This is a genomic window from Pseudomonas sp. NBRC 100443 (assembly GCF_030268185.1).
Taxonomy (GTDB): domain Bacteria; phylum Pseudomonadota; class Gammaproteobacteria; order Pseudomonadales; family Pseudomonadaceae; genus Pseudomonas; species Pseudomonas citronellolis.
In genome coordinates, this window is sequence record NZ_BSQE01000108.1 from 1 (window position 1) to 255 (window position 255).

General features: G+C 62.0%; 1 protein-coding gene. It reads left to right on the forward strand.

The window, feature by feature from the left end:
• Positions 1-255 (forward strand): transposase (locus QSJ95_RS32755; RefSeq protein WP_285647911.1); only part of this gene is annotated, 255 nt, incomplete at both ends.

Genomic DNA, 255 nt, shown 5'->3' on the forward strand with positions numbered 1-255 from the left:
GGGAAACGATCCTGCGAGACGAAGAGGTGAACTTCTCCAACCGCAACCCAGGTGGCCGACGGCGTAATCACTACACCCAGCCCCTGCGGCGGATCCTGGTGAACCGCCCAGGCGATGAGCCGCCTCTAAGCCTGGCGACCAACGACCTGAGCAGCCCGGCGGCAGAAATCGCCGAGCGCTATCGGGATCGCTGGCGGATCGAGCTGTTTTTCAAATGGATCAAGCAACACCTGAAGGTCAGGCGTTTCCTGGGCC